This is a genomic window from Micromonospora sp. WMMC250 (genome assembly GCF_027460215.1).
Classification (GTDB): domain Bacteria; phylum Actinomycetota; class Actinomycetes; order Mycobacteriales; family Micromonosporaceae; genus Micromonospora; species Micromonospora taraxaci.
The window spans coordinates 3,812,361-3,828,950 of record NZ_JAPZBJ010000002.1 but is presented as its reverse complement, the minus strand read 5'-3'; the positions used below and the strand labels follow the sequence as shown (position 1 = coordinate 3,828,950).

Here is a 16,590-nt window from a genome sequence, read left to right as displayed (position 1 = left end):
CTACCTGGCCACCGTCGAGCTGGACGGCGAGGGCTTCGGTTCGCCCGGAACCCTCTGCGTTGGCACCGACGAGCCGATCAGGCGTGCCGCCTGCCGGTTGCGCCGCGAGGCGAGCGGCAGCCCGACGAGGAACTCGGGAAACATGCCGAAGAAGGTTCGGGCGCTCTGCAGTTCCAGCGTGTGCGCCCGAGACCACTGGAACGAATTCGTCGCGCGTGCCCAGTGGTGCGTCCACCGGACGTCGCCGGTCAGGGCGACAGGCATGCCCTGCCGCCACGCCCGCAGCCCGAGCTCGTGGTCCTCGTAGTAGAGGAAGAACTGCTCGTTCCACCCGCCCATCGCGAGGAAGTCGGCGGTGCGGGCGGCGACTGCGGCACCCATGGCCCAGGCGACGTAGACCGTCTCGCCGGGCTTGGCCATCACCCGGTAGGTCGCATGCATCCGGGACAGGGGCCAGATCTTCCGGTTGCCCAGCTTGGCGGTGGCGTAGGGGAATCCCCGGCCGTTGGGCTGGGGAGTCCCGTCGGTGCCGATCAGCTGAGGAGCCACCAGGCCGCCGTGGGTGTCGAGGTGCTGCTTGAGCACGCTCATACCGTCCGGGTCGATCTCCAGGTCGGGATTGGCGAACACGACGTATTCACCTGCGGCCTGGCGCACCCCGACGTTGTTGGCCTTGGAGAAACCCACGTTCTCCGGTAGCCGGATGACCCGGGCACCCAACTCCTCGGCCACGACGACCGAGTCGTCGGACGAGGCGTTGTCGACGACGATCCACTCGTAGGGTTTGGCCCCTCGCCAGCACCGGCGGAGCGTGTCCGCCGAGTTGTAGGTGACCGTTATGACAGTCCACTGGTGTGCTGGCATCATGCTCTCCGAGTTGTCAGGTAGCTGTAGAGGGCCGCGAAGCCGAACCGCTCGCCGTTCCATTGCCGCCTGGCGGTCGCGCTCTCCATCAGTCCTCGCGCGATGCCGCGAAGGAACGGCCGGAGCAGGCCTTGACGGATGCGCCGGGCGGCGAGCGCGAGGTGCGCCAGGGCCAGTACCGGCATCGCGATGAGCATCAGCGGCCAGGTGAATACCCGGGCCGCAACCAGGAGCCGGTTTCGGGCCAGCAGGAAGGCTCGGAAGCCTTGGAGCTTGTTGTCACCTTCGACGCTGTGCCCACCCGCGTGCGGGAGGACGACGTCGAGTGCGCGAGTCCGCCTACCTGATGCGTAGAGCCGGTAGGCCAGATCGGCGTCCTCGCCCCAGGCGAAGAGGTGTTCGTAGAAGCCGCCGAACTGATGGAACAGTTCGGTCGGGAAGACAGCTGCGCCACCCGACGGGCCCAACGGTCCCCGCGTCACGGTGGCTGTCCGGTCGATGAAGAGCGAGATCGGATTGACGTCGATGCCGACGTACTCGCCGCCGTGCATGGCCAGACCGACCGCGATCGGCGTGCCAGGGTCCTCCGCGATGGCGGCGCACACCCGTGCGAGTGCGTCGTCGGGCAGCCACACGTCAGGGTTGAGCAGCAGGACGTGGCTCGTCCTCGCGGCGGCCACGGCGCGGTTGCAGCCTGCCGCGAAACCGGGATTCGACGAGTCGGGAAGGTACTCGTACCGCCCGTCGTCAAGCCAACCGGCGATGACCTTCTCGCAGCCGTCCTCGGGCCAGTTGTCCGCGAAGATGAACCGCACCGGGAGCCCTTCGGCGCTGCGAACCCAGGTGGGCAGCGTCTGGGTCAACATGTCGTTCGAACGGTAGAGAACGGTGACGACTGTCAGCGCTTCATCCACTCCGGGATCCACCTCATCGGTTTGCTGAGTAGGTACAGGGCAACAAGGCCAGGAGCGAGGGCCAGCCAGAACGGTTGGACCACCGGATAGAGCTCGTAGACGCCGAAGGTCGCGAAGTAGATGACGAACGCCCGGGTCAGGTGATGCGCTGGGCTCCAGGCGGACGCGAGCCGACGGTCGATGACGCCCACGCTGAGGCCCAGAAGACCGAGGAAGATCACGGCGCCGATCGGCCCGTAGTCCAGCAGGGGTATGGCGACGAACGTCGCGGTGTTCATGTAGAACGGCTTGCTCAGACCGGCGGTGATGGCGTACAGGTCCGCCGGCCCGAACAGCCGCTCTCCCACCGAGCCGGTGAAGGTGATGGTGTACCGCCCCCAGGTGGGCGGATGCTGCTCGCGCACTTCCCACAGCCGCCCGAACGTCTCGACGGAGCTGCTGAGCGACAGGTCCAGCGACCCGACGCTGGCGTAGAGCGGGCTGGCGCCGTACTGCGCCCGGAACTGGTCCTCGAACTGCCCCGTGCCGGCGAGCGTCCGTTGGCCGCCGAGGAAGACTGCCGCGCCTACCGCGACCGCTCCGATCACGAGCACCACGAGCGACACCCGCAGCCGGTTCTTCGGGCTGATGGTCGCCGAACGGCGCACCGAGAGCGCAGCTACCAGCGGTGGCACGATACCCAGCAGAACGGAGTTCTTGCTCGCGCCCAGAGCCGCGCCGAAGGCGAAGATGACGACGAAGACGACGTACGCCCACCGTCCCTCCGCCTTGCCGGTGAGCGCCCGGAGCAGCGAGACCGCCAGCCCGATCCCCCAGAACTCCGAGAACAGCCCGGTGATCAGGTTGGATCGAAGTCTGACCGCCTCCCGTGCGGCGTCCGGGTTGTCGGCGAACAGCGGCGGCACGTCACCACGGAACTTCAACGCCGCGCCGATGACGGCGAGCAGGAGCAGGAAGAGCACGAAGACCCGGAGTCGGCTCTCGGCGGGCCAACGCAGTTCGGCACGTTCGGATTCGAGGCCGGTACGGCCCGCAGCCGGGCGCGTCGTCACGGCCGGCATGACGACCGTCTTCGCGGTCGGCGTCGACTCGACCGTCTTCGCGGTCGGCGTCGGCTCGACCGTCTCCGCGGTCGGCGTCGGCTCCTCGGAACGACCCCTGGCTGCTGCGAGTCGACGGCCGAGATACCAGGCGCCGAGGAAGCAGGCGGCGTAGAAGCCCAGAACCGGCACAGCGGCGGGGCCGGCCGGGGAGTCGTACGGCCCGGGAATGGTGAGGACGGCGAGGAAGACGAAACCCCAGGCGGCCGTGCAGATGGCGAGCCACATGTGATGACGGAAGAGGAGGGCCGCCATCGCGAGGAATGCTGCCGCGACACCGAACTCGACGTCCCACAGGAAGACCGCCGCGACGGCGACGACCGCTACCACCCACGGCACGAGCGCCCGGAAGCGGTTGGGTGTGACGGTGCTGGTCGTGGGGGTCACAGGAGGGACCTGTACAAGCTCTGCCATCGCTCCACACACCTGTCGAAGGCGTACTCCTGGGCGTACCACTCGGCCACGCGCTGCGCCTCGTCGGCCGCGCGGCGACCGACGGCCTGCTGAATGGCGCCGGCGAGCGCGGCGGGCACGAGGTCCGCCTGGAAGGCCAGCGTCCCCGTCGCGTGCCGGGTGACCTCGGCGAGGCCGCCGGCCCCGGTGTGCACCACGGGTACGCCGAGGGACAGCGCCTCCAGCGCGCTGAGCCCGAAGGACTCGACCCGGGACGGCACCACGAGGCAGTCGATCTCCTGGAGGAAGTCCGCAGCCGTGACCCGGCCGACGAGTTCGAGGTTCGGCCGGGGGGCGATCGCCACAGTGCCGGCACCGGCGACCTTGAAGTCCAACTCCGGGAGGAGACCGGCGATGTCGGACAGGAGGTCGACGCCTTTCTCCTTCTCCAGTCGGCCGAGATAGCCGACCACCGGCCGGCGACCCGGCTCCGGTGTGTGTGCGGGCTTCGGGCTGGGCCAGGTGGCGGGTAGCGGGTTCGGGATCAGGTGGATGTTCTTGACCCCGCCACGGTCGCGCAGCTCGGCAGCCTCGAACTCGGACACCGCGACCGTCGCGTGTGGACGGGCGCGACGCATGGCCAGGTCCAGCGTGATGTTGGACTGGATGAGCGCCTTCTGCTGGAACGACCCGGCGGTGTCCCGGTACTGCCAGAGGCTGTTGTGCAGGGTGACGACGAGGGGGGTGCGCCTGCGCTCCATGCTCAGCGCGGCGCGGCAGTGCATCGCCGCGGACAGCAGGTGGGCGCAGACCACGTCCGGCTGCACCTCGTTGACGAGGCGGCGGATCTCCCGGGCGTAGGCGAGGTCGACCCGACTGGTCGCGCTGAGCCCGATCCACGGCACCCCGGCCGCACGCAGCGCGTAGCCCACCTCGTCGTCGGACGTCGCGGCGATGACCTCGACGCCGGTACGGGCGTGCGCCGGGATGATCTCCGTCAGGATGCGTTCCGCACCGCCGAGCTGCCGCCTGCCGGAGCCGCCCGTCGTGCAGACGAACAACACCTTCATCAGGGACGCAGCCCTTCGACGGCACCGCGTGCGATGGCGCGGCGAACCGGGTTCCCGCCCACCGCCGCGCGCAGCAGGACGCCACCCACGTACGCCGTCGTGGCGATGCGGCCACGCCGCCCGCCCATGGTCCGGCTCGCCCGGATGAACTCCCGGGTGCGACGCTCCGAAATCTCCTCCTCGGACCAACGCCGCTTCGCTGTCGCGTCGTCCTCGTGCATGATCACGGCCTCCGGCACGTACGCCAGTCGCAGGCCCTGCTGTCGCACGGCCCAGCAGAGGCGCATGTCCTCGGAGTAAAAGAACGAGGTCTCGTCGACTCCGCCGATGGCGTCGAAGGTGCTGCGGCGCATGGCGACGAAGGGCCCGGTCAGCCAGTCCGCCTTCTCCGGCGGCGCGACGATCCGCAGGTTCGGCAGCACCATGCTCAGCCCGGTGGCGTGGGCGAAACCGACACCCAGGCCCAGGAACCGTCCGCCCTCGGTCTGCGACACACCGTCCGGCGTCACCACCCCCGGGAAGGCCGCGCCCACCTCCGGGTCCTCCAGGGCGGTCAGCAGTCGGGCCACGGCATCGGCGTGCACGACGATGTCGTTGTTGGAGAGGATCACGTTTGCCCGGCTCGTGTGCCGCACACCGAGGTTCATGCCCCGCGCGTACCCGAGGTTCGAGCCGGACTGGACGTACCGGACCCCCTGCTGGGCGCAGAACTCGCTCAACGACTCCTGGATGGGCAGGGAGCTGCCGTTGTCGACGACAACGATCTCTGCCTCCGCCGGCAGCGACAGGACACAGGCGCGGGTGCGCTCAAAGTCCTCCCAGGCGAGGACAACAATCGAGACATCCATGTCATACCGTCCCATGATTCGGCGACTGCGCTCGTCGCAGGCTTGCTCGGGAAGCGAAAGCGTGCACGGCGTAGGCGAGTGTCGAGGCGATGGCGGCCCCGACCACACCCGCCCACGGGATGATCGCAAAGTAGGCCGGAATCGCGAACGCCAGGGTGATCATGGCGACCACGGTCGTCGCCCGCTCACCCCGCCTCTTGAGCAGCAGTGCGCTCCAGCTCTTGCCGGCAGCGGTCGCCAGCGAGCCGGGCAGGAGGACGAGGCCGAGGATCCAGGCGTGCCGGTACTCGGGCTGGAGGTAACCCAGCACGCCGAGCCCGAGGACCGCGGCCAGGGCGACCGGTAGAGCCGCGGTGACCACGGCCCTGGTCGGGTCGGGCCCGTCGGTGCCGTCCCGGCTGGCCAGGATCCGCTGCGCCCGAACGACGGCGCCGGCCTGCGCGAACTCCAGGGCGGCGACCGCCAGGGCGTACACGCCGAGAGGACCGGCCCCGACGAACCGGGCCACCAGGATCTGGTTGAACCGGAGCGTCATCATCTGGGCGAAGATCCCGAGGTGGAGATTACCCACGGCGGCCAGGTCGGCGCGGTAGTCCAGCGTGGTCGCCTCCGCCCGGGGCGCCCGCCCGATCCGGCGCAGCATGCCCAGCACCAGGCCGCAGACGGCTAGCGCGCTGACCCACTGGACGACGAGCCACACCATGCTCCACAGGCCGCCGTCGAGGTAGCCGGCGAAGTACAGGGCGACGTAACCACCGACCAGGACCGCCCCGCTCGCCGCGCGCAGCGAGTAGACGGCCATGAAGCTCTTCTGGCGTAGCGCGATCGACGAGACCGTGTTGAAGATCGTCAGGCCCGCCGCGGACCCCACCCCGACCAGGTAACTGCCGATCCCGGCCACCGCCGTGAGAACGGCCGCGGCGACGACGGAGAGCAGCACCGAGGCCGCCAGCATCGCGAGGACCCAGGGACGGCCCCGGGAGAAGACCCAGCCACCCGGACGGGACAGGAGGAACGTGTCCAGGGACAGACCACCGACGGCCGCGCCCAGAGTCGCGCTCACCATGTTCGCCGAGAGTTCACCGCGCTCCGCGGGAGGCAGAGCCACCGACAGGACCGCCGCCAGGCCGGTCAGGCCGAGCGCGCCCATGTAGAGGCGCTCGGGGGCGATGAGCCGCCGCAGCAGCCCCACGATGCGGGGTTTCGGGGGTGGGTTGGTGCCTGGACCCGGCGATGGCCGAGCAGCATTGACCAGCGACACGCTGTTCTCGCCCCCGTTTTTTCGACACACTGCAGTACGACGAGTCACACGCCGCTGGCACTTTCTACCCGAACGAGATGACGCCTGCAATCGCCCGGGCGGCTCTAACCGAGGGTGCCAAAACATCTGCCGTTCTTGACGAACGGCCGGCGTAGACTTCCCGACCCGTGAGGATCCTCGTCACCGGCGGAGCCGGATTCATCGGGTCGGAGTACGTTCGCCTGTTGCTGGGCAAGCCCCTCGGCAGTGCCGACGGCGTGCCGCCACTGGAGCCGACGGTCGTGACCGTGCTCGACAAACTGACCTACTCGGGCAACCTGGCCAACCTCGACCCCGTCCGCGACGACCCGCGACTGCGGTTCGTGCAAGGCGACATCTGCGACCCCACCGTGGTCGACGAGGTCGTCGCCGACCACGACGTGATCGTGCACTTCGCCGCCGAATCACACGTCGACCGCTCCATCGCCGGCGCCGCGCCGTTCGTCACCACCAACGTGCTGGGCACCCAGACACTGCTCGACGCCGCCCTGCGCCACCACACCAGCCGGTTCGTGCACGTCTCCACCGACGAGGTCTACGGCTCCATCGACGAGGGCTCCTGGACCGAAACCTGGCCGCTGGCCCCGAACTCGCCGTACTCGGCGTCGAAGGCCGGCTCCGACCTGCTCGCCCTGGCCTACCACCGCACCCACGGCATGGACGTCGTCGTCACCCGCTGCTCCAACAACTACGGCCCGTACCAGTACCCCGAGAAGGTCATCCCGCTGTTCGTCAGCAACCTCCTCGACGGCGCCACCGTCCCCCTCTACGGCGACGGCGGCAACATCCGCGACTGGCTACACGTGCACGACCACTGCCGCGGCATCGCCCTGGTCCAGCAGAAAGGCCGCCCCGGCGAGGTCTACAACATCGGCGGCGGCACCGAACTGACCAACAAGGAACTCACCGGCCTGCTCCTGGACGCCTGCGGCGCCGGCTGGGACCGCGTCGTCCCCGTCACCGACCGCAAGGGCCACGACCGCCGCTACTCCCTCGACATCACCAAAATCCACGAGGAACTCGGCTACACCCCCAGCATCACCCTCGACCAGGGCCTCGCCGACACCGTCGCCTGGTACCGCGACAACCGCGCCTGGTGGGAGCCGTTGAAGGCGGCACCCACCGCATGATCTGACAGCGCCGGGGGTGGTGCCGACGGGTTACGAACCGTCGGTGCCACCCCCGGACTGTCTCGGTCTGCTCAGCGACCGCCGGCGCGGAAGACCTCCGAGACCGTGCGGAGCACCACCTTGACGTCCAACCACAGCGACCAGTTCTCGATGTAGTAGTTGTCGAACCGGGCCCGGTCGGAGATCGGAGTGTCGCCGCGCAGGCCGCTGACCTGCGCGAGCCCGGTTAGCCCGACAGGAACCCGGTGACGTGACGCGTAGTTCGGGTATTCGGCCGAGAACTTCTCCACGAAGTACGGCCGCTCCGGCCGTGGCCCGACGACGCTCATGTCACCGCGCAGGATGTTCCACAGCTGGGGCAGCTCGTCCAGCGACGTCCGGCGCATGAACCGGCCGATCGGGCCGACCCGCCGGTCGTTCGCGATGGACCAGTTGGTCTGGGACTCCTGCTCGTTCACGGGACGCATCGAACGGAACTTGATGACCTTGAACGGCTTGCCGTACCGGCCGATCCGCTCCTGGTAGAAGAAGATGCCGCGGCCACCGTCGATGAACGTGGCGATGGTGCAGAGCAGCAGCACGGGGCTCAACAGGATGAGAGCGATCGCCGCGAACAGGATGTCGGACGCCCGCTTGATGGCCCAGCGCGGACCGGACAGCGTGATGTCGCCGATCTTGACGATCGGGAACGCACCGATGTGGTCGGGGTAGCCGCTGTGCGAGCGCGAGCCCCACAGGCGGGGCACGGCCCAGAGGTCACAGCGCGAGCTGCGAGGCTGGAGCAGGGTCTCCATCAGGGTCAACTCGTGGCAGTCCGGGTCGGCGATGATCAGGACCTCGCACTCCGACAGCCGGACCAGGTGTTCGAGGTCGGTCAACGTCCCGCTCAACTGGAGCACCCCGTTGTCCTGGCGTGACGGAGCGTCGACACAACCCACGAACCGCAGGCCGTATTGCGGGTAGCGGCGCAGCAACCGGGCGAGTTCGATACCGATCGGCCCGCCGCCGACGATGATCGCGTTGTGTTCCGCCCACCGACGCTTACGGGACAGGACGGTGAACGCCCTGCTGGCCGCCCGCCCGAGGACCACCAGCAACGCCGACAGCGCGACGCCCCGCATGAATCCACCCACGTACGCCACCGAGGCGTGCCGCTCGGCCGCGATGATGGCCACCACCGAGGCGGCGGCCAGCAGTCGCCCACTGAGACTCGGCAACTCGTCGAGAATGCTCACGTGCCGACGCGGCCGGTAGAGACCGCCGACGGCGAAGAGGAACACCGTCAGCACGGCGTTCGCGATGGTCCCGCGCCAGTAGCTCTGACTCAGCAGCAGCGGAGCGAGCAGCGCCACGACGTCCACCGGAGCGACCATCATCCACGCCCGCAGCCACCGCGTCCGCGACGACGTGCGGGACCTGGCGTACGGCAGGACAGCGGTGGTGCCGAGGCCGGGCACCTCTCGCTCGGCCTCTGGTTCTCGGGCCTGCGGAACGGGTGGGGCGCCACCACCGTAGAGGCGAGCCCCGTCACCCGGCATGTCGAGTTGTCCGCCGCCGTACGGGGGCGTGGACGGATGGCTGGTCGCCGACTGGCCTGACACTTGTGGACCTCCCCGTGAAAGCCCTCGGTCACGTGTCCCGACCAGAAGGGCGACCGAACTCTACGATCGGCCGAGGCGCGCCACCATGGCCGGCAAGACAGATCCCGCTCCTACTTTGCGGCGGACAGGATCTCCGGAACGTTGTCGTTGCGGACCGCTTCGAAGACCTGGGCGGCCTTCTCCTTGTCGACCAGGACCACGCTCTCGCTGCCCATCTGGCCGGTCCCCTTGGTGGGGCAGGTGAGGAAGGTCAGGTTGCCGCTGCGCAGGTCGCGCATCTCGGACGCGAGGTCGAGCAGGTTGAGCTTGTTGTCCACGGCGACCGCGTCGGCCGTGGCCTTGACGAACGAGTTGAGTTTGGCCGGGTTGGCCAGGGTGCCGCCGGATGCCGCCTTGTCCAGGATCGCCTTGATGACCTGCTGCTGGTGCCGGATCCGGGCGAAGTCGCCGTCGGCGAAGGCGTGACGTTCGCGGGCGTAGTCGAGCGCGGCCGCCCCGTCCATCTTCTGCTTGCCGGCGTTGAACGTCCGGCTGCCGTTCAGCGCGTAGAGGGTGGTGAATCCCTTCTCCACCTCGATGTTGATGCCGCCCAGCGCGTCCACGATCTCCTTGAAGCCACCGAAGTCGACGATCGTCACGTGGTCGATGCGCACACCGGTGAACTTCTCCACCGTCTGCACCATCAACGGAACGCCACCCCACGCGAACGACGCGTTGATCTTCGCGTCGCGACCGCCCCGGCCGGTGGACGACTTCGGCACACTGACCCAGCTGTCCCGGGGGATCGAGATGAGCTGCGCGCTGGAGCGGTCCTTCGGGAGGTGGGCCAGGATGATCGTGTCGGTGCGGGAGCCGGACTCGCTCTCCGGGTCGCGGGAGTCGCTGCCCAGGATCATGATGTTCATCGCGCCCTTGGCCTCGGCCTGCACCTGCGGCCGGTCGGCCTCCGGTACGCCGTCGAAGGCGTCGACACGTTCGATGCCGGAGTTGATGGATCGGAAGTACAGCCCTCCGCCGATCATGCCGATGCCGCCGAGCATCGCGATCACCACGAACGTGATCAGGGCGACCTTCTGCCAACGCGGGCGCTTCTTGCGCGCCTTCCTGGTCGGTTCCGATGGCTCCTGCGCCGCGATGAACTGGGTTTCGGGTTCCGCGTACTCCTGGCGATACTGCATGCCGCGATGCTACTGATTGCGGGTTACGCTCACGTGCCCCCGCCTGGGCCGTACGGTTTCACATCCTGACCAAAAAAACTTTTCGCTCAGACATTCGCCCGAAGCTGGTATGAAGCAGCGGTGGACGCTACGCAGCTGCGCCGAGCCATCGCCCGTACCCCACTCGCACCCGTCGCCGCGTTCCCCAAGCGGCTCGCCCGGGTCGCCCGCCATGACGCCAAGGTGCTGCGCATCTCGGCCCAGTGGCTGGTCACCTCCCGGGAGCATCACAACTACACGTACGAACTGACGAAACTGAGCCGTCACCACCTGGCCTGGTTCGTCAGCGTGGTCTGCGACCGCCCGGTCCAGCAGGTCCGGGGCTGGCTCGACGAGATCGAGTCCGACCAGGCGCTGCGCCACCACATCGAACAGACCACGGCCGGCGCGGCCCGCCGCGGTCTCGCCGACAAGAAGGTCCACTACGCCCGTCGCGTCGGCTGGTACGCGATCGTCCGGGCCACCCGCCCCGCGCACATCGTGGAGACCGGCGTCGACAAGGGGTTGGGCACCTGCGTCCTGGCCTCCGCGCTGCTGCGCAACGCACAGGAGGGGCACCCGGGTCGGGTCACCTCGCTGGACATCAACCCCGAGGCCGGCTACCTCGCCGCCAGCGAGCCCTGGTCGGAGGTCGTCGACCTGGTGATCGGCGACTCGATTGCCTCGATCGGCGCACTGGACCGCCCGGTCGACCTGTTCCTGCACGACAGCGACCACAGCCGCGCCCACGAGAAGCGCGAGTTCGACGCCGTGGAGCCGAAGCTCGCCCCCGGTGCGCTCCTGCTCACCGACAACGTCACCAGCACCAACGTGCTCGCCGAGCACGCCGAGCGCACCGGCCGCCGGTTCCTCGCCTACCGGGAGAGCCCCGCCAACCACTGGTATCCGGGCGACGGCATCGGCGTGGCATGGTGACCGGGTGCGGCTGACAGCGATCCACACGTACCCCGTCAAGGGTTGTCACCGGCTCGACCACGACGGCGCGTTCGTGCAGCCGTGGGGCCTGGCCGGCGACCGGCGGTGGATGGTCGTGGACGCCGACGGCGTCGGCGTCACCCAACGCGACACCACAAGGCTGGTCGGCCTGCGCGCCGCAGTGCGGGCCGGCGGTCTGACGCTGCGCGCCGACGGGCAGCCCGACCTCGACGTGCCCGAACCGGCCGGCGGTGAACCGGTTCCGGTGCGGACCTTCCGCAGCCGCACGTTCCCGGTCCCGGCCCTGCCGGCCGGCCCGGTGGCCGACGACTGGCTCGGCGCGCTGCTCGGCCGACCGGTCCGGCTGGTCTGGCTGGCCCAACCGACCCGCCACCTGGCCGCCGGGACCCGCGAACACGACACCGGAGACCAGGTCACCTTCGCCGACGCCTACCCGCTGCTGCTGACGAACACCGCTTCTCTCGACGCCCTGAACGACTGGCTGACCGAGGCGGCCCAGGAGCCCGTGCCGATGACCCGGTTCCGGCCCAACCTGGTGGTGGACGGGGCTCCGGCCTGGGCCGAGGACGACTGGGTGGGGCGGTCGCTGCGCATCGGCGACCTGCGCTTTCGTGCCGCCGGGCCGTGCGACAGGTGCGTGGTGACCACTACCGACCAGGAAACCGGGGTACGCACGAAGGAGCCGCTGCGCACACTCGGACGACACCGCAACGTCAAGCAGAAGCTCCTCTTCGGACTCAACCTGGTGCCTGTCGACACTGGACAGCTGACAGTGGGAGACGCCGTCGTCATCGCACCCTGACCGAACCCGCTATCGAAACGCGCCGATCACCGTCCGTCGATGCTGTCTTAGCTTTGGCTTAGCCGGCTTGTCCCTCCGCGCCCGGGTCCGGCAGCATCGCCGTCGTGACGGACGTCAGCGCGGTCGACATCGACATCGACCTGGATCACGCTCCCCGGGAGCAGCAGACGTCGTCGTCCCGCCCGATGCCCTGGCTGGTCGCCACCGGCGTCACAGTCGTCGCGGCGGCACTCGGACTCACCCTGACCCTGCGGTCCGGGGCCGCCCCGGCCTGCGCCGCCGGCCCGGCGCTCATCGCCGCGCCACCCACCGGCACCGCCACCCACAACGGCAAGGCGACCTTCTACGACTCGAAGGGCGCCGGCGGCAACTGCTCGAACCCGGCGGCCCCCGCCAATCGGCTCTACGTGGCCCTCGGCCCGACCGAATACGCCGCCGGCGCCGCCTGCGGCGGATTCCTCGACGTGACCGGCCCGAAGGGCACCGTCCGCGTGCTGATCATGGATCAGTGTCCGGAGTGCGCGCCGGGGCACCTCGACCTGTCCCGCGAGGCGTTCGCCCGGATCGCCGACCCCGTCCAGGGACTCGTCCCGGTCACCTACCGCGCGGTGGTCAACCCGCCACTGCCCGGACCGCTCACCTTCCGGATGAAGGAAGGCTCGTCGCAGTGGTGGTTCGCCGTCCGCGTGGGAAACCACGGCAACCCGTTGCGGTCCGTCGAGGTCCGGCAGGGTGACAGCGGCGCGTGGCGGTCGGCCGCCCGGCAGGACTACAACTACTGGCTGATCGCCTCCGGTGCCGGGCCCGGTCCGTTCACGATCCGCGTCAGCGACGTGTACGGCAACCGGGTCACCGTCGGCGGCATCCGGATGGCACCGGGTCAGGTGCAGAACAGCACGGTCCGGATGTACGGGCGCGGCGCCGTCGCGGCCACGCCGCGCGCATCCGCGTCGCCCCGCCCACCCGGCAAGCGGTCCACCGTCACGCCGACACCGGCCCGCCAGCCGGTCGAGGTGGCGAAGGCGAGCGCCTCGGCCACCGGTACGCCGACCGCCCAGCCCGCTGCGGCGAACGCCCGCTGGTGCGGCTGACCGAACCCGACGCCCGCGCGCCGCGTGGGCGCGGCCAAGATCCGCGCAACTTCCCTGATGTTGCTGCTTCCGGACGGCGGGAGACAGCAACATCCCTGATGTTGCGCGGATCTTGGTGACGGGCGCGGCGCGGCGCGGGCGGCGCGGGCGGGCGGCCGCGCCTGGCGGTTGCCGGTGCCCCGGGTGCTACTGCGGTTGCGGCGCCAGGTCCAGCCACATCAGGATCTCGTCCCGGTCGTCGTCGGGTGCCACCCGCAACGCGCCCGGCAGGCGGCCGATCTCCCGGTAGCCGAGACGATCGTAGAACTTGTCCAACCCCAGCCCGTCGCGCACCGTGACGTGCAACGCCTCGTGGCCGAACTCCCGGCCCAACCGGGCCGCCTCCGTCATCAGCGCCGAGCCGTAGCCGGTGCCCTGGGTGTCCGGGTGGACCATCACCCGCTTCAGGACACACCAGTGCGCCTTGAGCGGGAAGCGGTTGTCACCGAAGACCAGCATCGCCACGAGTCGGTCGCCCGAATACGCCACCAGCAGCCGGTCCGGCCCGTCGGCGATTCCGGCGAAGGTCGGATCGGCGAGGACGCGGACGTCAGCCGTCGTGACCGGCGGCACGAAGCCGACAGCGCCGCCGGCGTTGCTGACGTCCGCCCAGAGGTCGACGATCTCGGCGCGCAGTCGTGAGGTCAGGTCGGGGTCGAGGACGAAGCGCAAACTCACGCCCGCCATCCTGACCCGACGACCAGGCCCGCGACCCACGACAGTGACGCGCCCGACAGTTGTCGCCTGTCGGGCTGCGCCACTGTGCCGGGCCAGTATCGAGGTAGGGCCGACGGGATTCGAACCCGCACTGGTGCGGACCTAAACCGCATGCCTCCTGCCGTTGGGCTACGGCCCCTTGCCGCTGAACTCCACCAGCGTCCACGGCCACTCCTGCCGAGGCAGTCGCCTGCCTATCGGGAAGCCGCTCGGAGTGGCCGCATCAGGATCGTAGACCACATCCGGTTCGATGCGAGCAGGCCGCCGTTGACCAGCGAAGGTCGCGGTCTGGCTGTGACAGTTTGGGCAAAGCACCCGGAGGTTCGGTGGCCGGTTGTCGAGGAAGTCCCCGTTGATGTGATCGACGTGCAGGACGAGGGCCGCACCTCGCCACGTCGGCCCTGTTCCGCATCCTTCGCACTCGTCGGGCACGCCGAGGGTGCTCAGCGCCCACTTCAACCGAAAGCCGGGTGTCCGACGCGAGCCGTCCGGCAGCACGACCAGTAGCTGAGCGGCTGTGGTGCGCCGTTTGCCCCGCAGTCCTTTGGTGTGGGCACTGCCAGTGAAATGCGAGGTGTCGATGCCGAACCTTTTGAGTTGTCGGCTGATGTGTGCGTGGGAACCACCGCTGACGCGCACACCGAGCAGGCGCATCACCTCGGTGACGTTGCGCGCGGCGGCGGCAGCGGCGGCGAGCGCCTCAGGCGTGTATTTGTAGCGAACCACTAACCGAAAATAATGGTCGGATGTGACAACTCAGTCCAGGCCGAGGTCGCGGCGGAGCTTGGCGACGTGACCGGTGGCCTTGACGTTGTAGAGCGCGCGCTCGATCTTGCCGTCGGCGTCGATCACGAACGTGGAGCGGATCACGCCGGTGACGGTCTTGCCGTACGACTGCTTCTCTCCGTACGCGCCGTAGGCGGTCAGCACCGACCGGTCCTGGTCCGACACGAGCGGGAAGGTGATCGCGTCGCGCTCGCGGAACTTCGCCAGCTTCTCCGGCTTGTCCGGGGAGATGCCGACGACCTCGTAGCCGGCGGCCTGGAGCGAGGCGAGCGAGTCACGGAAGTCGCAGGCCTGCTTGGTGCAGCCGGGGGTCATCGCGGCCGGGTAGGCGTACAGGACGACCTTGCGGCCTCGCAGGTCGGCGAGGGAGAGCTGGTCGCCGGTGTCGGTGGCGAGGGTGAACTCGGGTGCGGGGTCGCCGGGGGAGAGGCGGTCGGGCGCTGTCATTTCCCGACCATACCGCCGAGGTGGGACGTGTTGCCGCCGCCGGTGCGCCTGAGCTGCGCGTCCGTCACCTGCCGTAAAGGTGATCATCACCTCGCGTTGTTGCCAGACTATGGCAACAGCGAGGCCTGGGAAATAGGCTGACCCACGCCGGCCCGCTCGGGCTTGCTGACGCGTGGGGAGGTCGCGTGGAGACACTGGCGATGCACATCTCGAACGGGATCATCGACGGTCCCGTCGCAGCGATCTTCGCTGCGCTCGCACTGGCCGGGCTGACCGCCTGCGTTCTGCGCGGCCGGCGTGACCTGGACGACCGGCTGGCCCCGATGGCCGGCCTCGTGGCGGCATTCATCTTCGCCGTCCAGATGCTCAACTTCCCGATCTTCACGGCCGGCGTGAGTGGCCACCTGCTCGGTGGCGCGCTCGCCGCCATGCTCGTCGGCCCGTGGGTCGGCGCGCTCTGCGTGTCAGTGGTGCTGATCGTGCAGGCGCTGGTCTTCGGTGACGGCGGCGTGGCGATGCTCGGTCTCAACATCACCAACATGGCGCTGCTCGGCACCGCTGCGGCGTACCTGCTGATCGCCCTGCTCCTGCGGGTGTTGCCCCGGACCCGCGTCGGTCTGGCGGTGACCGCGTTCGTCGCCGCGATGCTCAGCGTGGTGGTCGCCTCCCAGGGCTTCGTCGTGCAGTACTGGTTGGGCGGCACCACCGACCTGGGCGGCAACCTGGCCGGCCTGGCCGGCACGATGGCCGGAACCCACCTGCTCATCGGCATCGGCGAGGGCCTGATCACCGCGACCACGGTGCTCACCGTCGCGAAGGTGCGACCCGACCTGGTGTACGCGCTGCGCTCCCTGCGTACCCCCGTCACCCCCGCCGTCCCGGTCTCCGGAGGTGTCCGATGAAGAACCGTTCCTGGGCCTTCCTGGCCGGCGGCCTGCTGGTCGCCCTGCTGCTCGCCGGTGTGGTCAGCAACTACGCCTCGTCCCACCCGGACGGGTTGGACTCCTCGCTGCTCAAGGGCTGCACCGTCGACGCCGACGACACCATCGTCGGCGGCAGCTGCCCGGCCCAGCAGGCGAAGGACCACGAGCTGGGGGACAGCCCGCTCGCCGACTACGGGGTGCGCGGCATCGAGAACAGCTTCGTCTCCACCGGCCTGTCCGGGGTGCTCGGTGTGCTGGTCACCTTCGCGGTCGGCGTCGGCGGCTTCTGGCTGCTGCGTCGCCGGGGCGGCACGCCGACCGACCCGGACGAGACGACGACCGCCGGGGGCGAGCCCACGACCTCCGACGACGACACCCGACGCCGCGCCGACGCGGCCAGCTGAACGAAGGA

The 16,590-nt window shown here is 69.5% G+C and carries 17 protein-coding genes and 1 tRNA gene; 6 read left to right on the top strand and 12 right to left on the bottom strand.

Annotation, left to right across the window (positions count from 1 at the left end; all coding sequences use genetic code 11):
- Genes O3438_RS16990 through O3438_RS16965 form a run of 6 tightly spaced genes read right to left on the bottom strand, consistent with a single transcriptional unit; the run spans position 1 to position 6,381 of the window.
- Entirely contained in the window at positions 1-864 is an 864-nt protein-coding gene (locus tag O3438_RS16990) for a glycosyltransferase family 2 protein (protein ID WP_269680881.1), read from the bottom strand.
- Positions 864-1,778, bottom strand: coding sequence for a glycosyltransferase family 2 protein (locus O3438_RS16985; RefSeq protein WP_269680880.1), 915 nt, complete (start codon positions 1,776-1,778; stop codon positions 864-866). Before O3438_RS16985 ends, O3438_RS16990 begins: the two co-directional genes overlap by 1 nt.
- The gene (locus O3438_RS16980; RefSeq protein ID WP_269680879.1) at positions 1,763-3,265 is read right to left on the bottom strand and encodes an O-antigen polymerase; all 1,503 of its coding nucleotides are present in this window, start codon (positions 3,263-3,265) and stop codon (positions 1,763-1,765) included. Before O3438_RS16980 ends, O3438_RS16985 begins: the two co-directional genes overlap by 16 nt.
- Positions 3,262-4,341: a glycosyltransferase family 4 protein gene (locus tag O3438_RS16975; RefSeq protein WP_269680878.1), complete on the bottom strand. Its 1,080-nt coding sequence runs from the start codon at positions 4,339-4,341 to the stop codon at positions 3,262-3,264. Before O3438_RS16975 ends, O3438_RS16980 begins: the two co-directional genes overlap by 4 nt.
- Positions 4,341-5,189, bottom strand: a complete 849-nt coding sequence (locus O3438_RS16970) for a glycosyltransferase (RefSeq protein WP_269680877.1) — start codon at positions 5,187-5,189, stop codon at positions 4,341-4,343. Before O3438_RS16970 ends, O3438_RS16975 begins: the two co-directional genes overlap by 1 nt.
- 1 nt (position 5,190) lies before the next feature.
- Positions 5,191-6,381, bottom strand: a complete 1,191-nt coding sequence (locus O3438_RS16965) for a hypothetical protein (RefSeq protein ID WP_269680876.1) — start codon at positions 6,379-6,381, stop codon at positions 5,191-5,193.
- 236 nt (positions 6,382-6,617) lie between these two features.
- On the opposite strand from O3438_RS16965, the gene rfbB reads away from it, so the two are divergent.
- Entirely contained in the window at positions 6,618-7,619 is a 1,002-nt protein-coding gene (gene rfbB / locus O3438_RS16960) for a dTDP-glucose 4,6-dehydratase (RefSeq protein WP_269680875.1), read from the top strand.
- 71 nt (positions 7,620-7,690) lie between these two features.
- Here the strand turns inward: rfbB and O3438_RS16955 are convergent, their stop codons facing one another.
- Both O3438_RS16955 and O3438_RS16950 read right to left on the bottom strand, forming a co-directional pair.
- On the bottom strand, positions 7,691-9,220 hold the full coding sequence (locus O3438_RS16955; RefSeq protein WP_269680874.1) for a sugar transferase: 1,530 nt from the start codon (positions 9,218-9,220) through the stop codon (positions 7,691-7,693).
- Positions 9,221-9,330: 110 nt separating this feature from the next.
- The gene (locus tag O3438_RS16950) at positions 9,331-10,398 is read right to left on the bottom strand and encodes an LCP family protein (RefSeq protein ID WP_442929613.1); all 1,068 of its coding nucleotides are present in this window, start codon (positions 10,396-10,398) and stop codon (positions 9,331-9,333) included.
- Between the two features lie 120 nt (positions 10,399-10,518).
- Here O3438_RS16950 and O3438_RS16945 point away from each other — a divergent pair, with 120 nt between their 5' ends.
- The 3 genes from O3438_RS16945 to O3438_RS16935 all read left to right on the top strand — a co-directional run bounded on the left by O3438_RS16945 (position 10,519) and on the right by O3438_RS16935 (position 13,266).
- Positions 10,519-11,352: a class I SAM-dependent methyltransferase gene (locus tag O3438_RS16945; RefSeq protein ID WP_269680873.1), complete on the top strand. Its 834-nt coding sequence runs from the start codon at positions 10,519-10,521 to the stop codon at positions 11,350-11,352.
- 4 nt (positions 11,353-11,356) lie between these two features.
- Entirely contained in the window at positions 11,357-12,175 is an 819-nt protein-coding gene (locus tag O3438_RS16940; protein ID WP_269680872.1) for an MOSC domain-containing protein, read from the top strand.
- Between the two features lie 104 nt (positions 12,176-12,279).
- Positions 12,280-13,266 carry an expansin EXLX1 family cellulose-binding protein gene (locus tag O3438_RS16935; protein ID WP_269680871.1) on the top strand — a complete coding sequence of 329 codons (987 nt, stop codon included), beginning with the start codon at positions 12,280-12,282 and terminating at the stop codon, positions 13,264-13,266.
- A gap of 186 nt (positions 13,267-13,452) precedes the next feature.
- On the opposite strand, the gene O3438_RS16930 is transcribed toward O3438_RS16935, so the two are convergent.
- The 4 genes from O3438_RS16930 to bcp all read right to left on the bottom strand — a co-directional run bounded on the left by O3438_RS16930 (position 13,453) and on the right by bcp (position 15,255).
- On the bottom strand, positions 13,453-13,992 hold the full coding sequence (locus tag O3438_RS16930) for a GNAT family N-acetyltransferase (protein ID WP_442929612.1): 540 nt from the start codon (positions 13,990-13,992) through the stop codon (positions 13,453-13,455).
- 95 nt (positions 13,993-14,087) lie between these two features.
- Positions 14,088-14,161, bottom strand: a tRNA-Leu gene (locus O3438_RS16925).
- Positions 14,152-14,748, bottom strand: coding sequence for an HNH endonuclease signature motif containing protein (locus tag O3438_RS16920; RefSeq protein ID WP_269680869.1), 597 nt, complete (start codon positions 14,746-14,748; stop codon positions 14,152-14,154). Before O3438_RS16920 ends, O3438_RS16925 begins: the two co-directional genes overlap by 10 nt.
- 30 nt (positions 14,749-14,778) lie before the next feature.
- A complete protein-coding gene (gene bcp / locus O3438_RS16915) occupies positions 14,779-15,255 on the bottom strand; it encodes a thioredoxin-dependent thiol peroxidase (RefSeq protein ID WP_269680868.1) in 477 nt (158 codons plus the stop codon).
- A gap of 185 nt (positions 15,256-15,440) precedes the next feature.
- On the opposite strand from bcp, the gene O3438_RS16910 reads away from it, so the two are divergent.
- Together O3438_RS16910 and O3438_RS16905 are read left to right on the top strand one after the other, a co-directional pair.
- On the top strand, positions 15,441-16,157 hold the full coding sequence (locus O3438_RS16910; RefSeq protein WP_269680867.1) for an energy-coupling factor ABC transporter permease: 717 nt from the start codon (positions 15,441-15,443) through the stop codon (positions 16,155-16,157).
- Positions 16,154-16,582, top strand: a complete 429-nt coding sequence (locus O3438_RS16905; protein WP_269680866.1) for a PDGLE domain-containing protein — start codon at positions 16,154-16,156, stop codon at positions 16,580-16,582. The genes O3438_RS16910 and O3438_RS16905 overlap by 4 nt, the downstream gene beginning before the upstream one ends.
- Positions 16,583-16,590 lie beyond the last annotated feature (8 nt).

Excerpts from the sequence above, each read along its gene's own strand:
- O3438_RS16975 (WP_269680878.1), bottom strand. The coding sequence starts at position 4,341 with ATGAAGGTGTTGTTCGTCTGCACGACGGGCGGCTCCGGCAGGCGGCAG.
- O3438_RS16970 (WP_269680877.1), bottom strand. The coding sequence starts at position 5,189 with ATGGATGTCTCGATTGTTGTCCTCGCCTGGGAGGACTTTGAGCGCACC.
- O3438_RS16990 (WP_269680881.1), bottom strand. The coding sequence starts at position 864 with ATGCCAGCACACCAGTGGACTGTCATAACGGTCACCTACAACTCGGCG.
- O3438_RS16905 (WP_269680866.1), top strand. The coding sequence starts at position 16,154 with ATGAAGAACCGTTCCTGGGCCTTCCTGGCCGGCGGCCTGCTGGTCGCC.
- O3438_RS16950 (WP_442929613.1), bottom strand. The coding sequence starts at position 10,398 with ATGCAGTATCGCCAGGAGTACGCGGAACCCGAAACCCAGTTCATCGCG.
- bcp (WP_269680868.1), bottom strand. The coding sequence starts at position 15,255 with ATGACAGCGCCCGACCGCCTCTCCCCCGGCGACCCCGCACCCGAGTTC.
- O3438_RS16930 (WP_442929612.1), bottom strand. The coding sequence starts at position 13,992 with ATGGCGGGCGTGAGTTTGCGCTTCGTCCTCGACCCCGACCTGACCTCA.